The organism is Roseibium sp., from assembly GCF_025698965.1.
Taxonomy (GTDB): domain Bacteria; phylum Pseudomonadota; class Alphaproteobacteria; order Rhizobiales; family Stappiaceae; genus Roseibium.
The window spans coordinates 1-2786 of the sequence record NZ_JAILWL010000648.1 but is presented as its reverse complement, the minus strand read 5'-3'; the positions used below and the strand labels follow the sequence as shown (position 1 = coordinate 2786).

The window sequence follows — 2786 nt, the reverse complement described above, 5'->3', positions numbered from 1 at the left end:
ATTCCGGACTGGTGGTTGCAGCCGACCGGCGCTGGGCGTAAACAACAGCACAACAGACCCTTCAAGGCGGAACATATGTCAGAACTGATTGATCAAAGTGAACTGCAATCACGCGCTGCGCGTCTCGTGGACGCGGCTCGCAAAGCCGGTGCAGATGCGTGCGATGCAATTGCCGTTACCGGTGTTTCGCTCGGTGTGGATGTCAGAGAAGGCAACGTCGAAGAAACGGAACGGGCCGAAGGCGACGACGTTACCCTTCGGGTTTTTGTAGGAAAGCGAACTGCGGCCGTTTCGGCAAATCAGCTTGATGATCCGAACAGTCTGGCCGAGCGCGCCGTCGCCATGGCGAAGGTCGCGCCTGAAGATCCTTATGCGGGCCTTGCCGACCCGGATCTTCTTGTCAAAGATTTCCCGGAACTGGAGCTTCTGGATACCAAAGAACTGTCCGCCGAGGATCTGACGGCAATCGCACTTGATACCGAAGCTGCCGGCCTCGCAGTCAACGGGGTCAGCAAATCCGGTGGTGCGAGCGCCTCCTGGCGGCTTTCCGGGATTGTTTTGGCAACCAGTCACGGTTTCCAGGGGTCCTACATTTCTTCGCGTTACGGCATGAGCATGACGGCGGTGGCCGGTGATGGAACCGCCATGGAGCGGGACTATGATTTCGACAGCCGGACCTATTTTGAAGATCTGGAGAGTCCGGCAGAGATCGGTCGGCGAGCCGGCGAGCGAGCCGTGAGGCGTCTCAATCCGCAGAAGCTGACAACCCGGACCGCAAATGTCATCTACGAATCCCGGGCAGCCCGCAGCATCCTTGGTCACCTGACAGGAGCAATCAACGGCGCTTCGATCGCACGCAAGACCAGCTTCTTGAAGGACAAGATGGGGGAAGCGGTTTTTGCATCCGGTATTCAGGTTGTTGACGACCCTTTCAAACGCCGCGGAGCGGCGACACGTCCCTTTGATGGTGAAGGCACACGTGCGGACGTCCTCAACGTGATCGAGGACGGTGTTCTTCAGAGCTGGTTCATGGACTGTGCTTCCGCGCGCGAATTGGGACTGAAGCCGAATGGACGCGCGCACCGTAGCGGTAGCGGCACGGTGCCGGGAGCCACCAATATCACACTGATGCCAGGAGAGAAGTCGCTTGAAGAATTGATGGCCGAAGCCGGAAGTGGCCTCCTCGTCACGGATCTGATCGGCCACGGTGTCAATGGCATCTCGGGCGACTATTCCCGCGGGGCAGCGGGGTTCTGGTTTGAAAACGGTGAAATTGTCGAACCGGTTAGCGAAATCACCATCGCAGGCAATTTGAACGACATGTTCAAGGCTCTTGTGCCTGGTAGTGATCTGGACAATCGATATTCTGCGGCCACCCCCTCTGTCATGATTGAAGGAATGGCGCTTGCCGGAAGCTGATGATGGCGCTCCTGGTGGAGGTCCTGCTGAAGATCTGAAATTGCTGGAAGCCGCGGCTCGGCAAGCCGGTGCGCTCGCGCTGGAGTATTTCGGACGTGACCCGGAAACCTGGTTGAAAGGCAACAGATCTCCGGTTTCCGAGGCGGATCTGGCGGTGGATCTGTTTTTGACGGACCAGTTGCGTTCGGCACGACCGGACTATGGCTGGCTTTCGGAGGAAACGGCTGACGACCCGTCTCGTCTGGATTGCGCACGTGTTTTCATCGTTGACCCGATCGATGGAACCCGAGCCTTTCTGGCCGGTGGCGATGAATGGACGGTGTCAGTCGCCGTTGTCGAAGACGGGAGACCGATCGCCGGAGCTGTTTTTTGCCCGCGGCGCGACGAGATGTTTGTTGCCCGATCCGGCGGTGGTTCATGGTTGAACGGCAATCGGGTTCATGTGTCCGAACACGCGACGGTTTCCGGTGCGACGCTTTCCGGCCCACATTCGATTGTCGCAAACAAGGACGTACTGGCAGCAGGTTTCATCGGTACCGGAATTCTGAGGTCGCTGGCTTACCGGTTGACCATGGTTGCGGCGGGCAGGATCGATGTCGGGACTGCGCGGGGTGGCCCGAGTGACTGGGACCTTGCGGCGGCGGATCTTTTGGTGCAGGAAGCGGGCGGGAAACTGACGGACCTGTCCGGACGAAGCCTGATCTACAATCGCGCCAAAACCGGTCACCCCGCATTGATAGCAACGTCATCAACGCTGTTTGAGCCTGCGCGTGCAGTGCTGGATCGATTGATCACATAGGCGATCACTGCCGAATTGATGAGGAACGAGGATATTCATGAGTGATACCGACACCCCGAAACAGCTTCTTCACCTTGTGTTTGGCGGGGAGCTGGAATCTCCGGAAGGTCTGACTTTCCGCGACCTCGACGCGCTCGACATCGTCGGCATCTATCCGAATTACGAGGAAGCCTACACAGCCTGGAAAGCCAAGGCGCAGGCGACCGTCGATAACGCCCATATGCGTTATTTCATTGTACACATGCATCGCCTGCTCGATCCGGAAACGGCAGCTTAGGCAGCGCTATATTTCAGGCGACAAGAAAAATGATCAAGCGCCTCGGCCGCCACCCCTGGGTCCTTTCAGGTGTGGGTACTGTGCTCGCCGGTTATCTGAAACTGGTCTATTTTACCAACCGCTTCGTCATAGAACCGAAAGGTATTCATGACGAGAGGGAAAAGGATCTGCCGGTTATCGTGGCCATGTGGCACGGACAGCATTTCATGGTTCCTTTTGCAAAGCCGAAACACTGGCCGGCAAAGGTCATGATTTCGAGATCTGCCGACGGAGAAGTCAATGCGATTGCAG

3 protein-coding genes and 1 pseudogene are annotated in these 2786 nt (G+C 57.5%); all 4 read left to right on the top strand.

The genetic code is table 11. The features are described 5' to 3' along the window. Nucleotides 1–75 precede the first annotated feature (75 nt). Complete coding sequence (locus tag K5905_RS31060; RefSeq protein ID WP_297591580.1) at nt 76–1419, top strand: TldD/PmbA family protein; 1344 nt, start codon at nt 76–78, stop codon at nt 1417–1419. Beyond that, complete coding sequence (locus K5905_RS31055; RefSeq protein ID WP_297591579.1) at nt 1406–2218, top strand: 3'(2'),5'-bisphosphate nucleotidase CysQ; 813 nt, start codon at nt 1406–1408, stop codon at nt 2216–2218. Before K5905_RS31060 ends, K5905_RS31055 begins: the two co-directional genes overlap by 14 nt. A gap of 37 nt (nt 2219–2255) precedes the next feature. Further along, on the top strand, nt 2256–2495 hold the full coding sequence (locus K5905_RS31050) for a DUF4170 domain-containing protein (protein WP_297591578.1): 240 nt from the start codon (nt 2256–2258) through the stop codon (nt 2493–2495). A gap of 29 nt (nt 2496–2524) precedes the next feature. Next, nucleotides 2525–2786 (top strand): annotated as a pseudogene (locus K5905_RS31045) (hypothetical protein); the annotation flags it as partial.

What these genes read in the sequence shown, in the direction of transcription:
- K5905_RS31060 (WP_297591580.1), top strand. Translation starts at nt 76, where the DNA reads ATGTCAGAACTGATTGATCAAAGTGAACTGCAATCACGCGCTGCGCGT.
- K5905_RS31050 (WP_297591578.1), top strand. Translation starts at nt 2,256, where the DNA reads ATGAGTGATACCGACACCCCGAAACAGCTTCTTCACCTTGTGTTTGGC.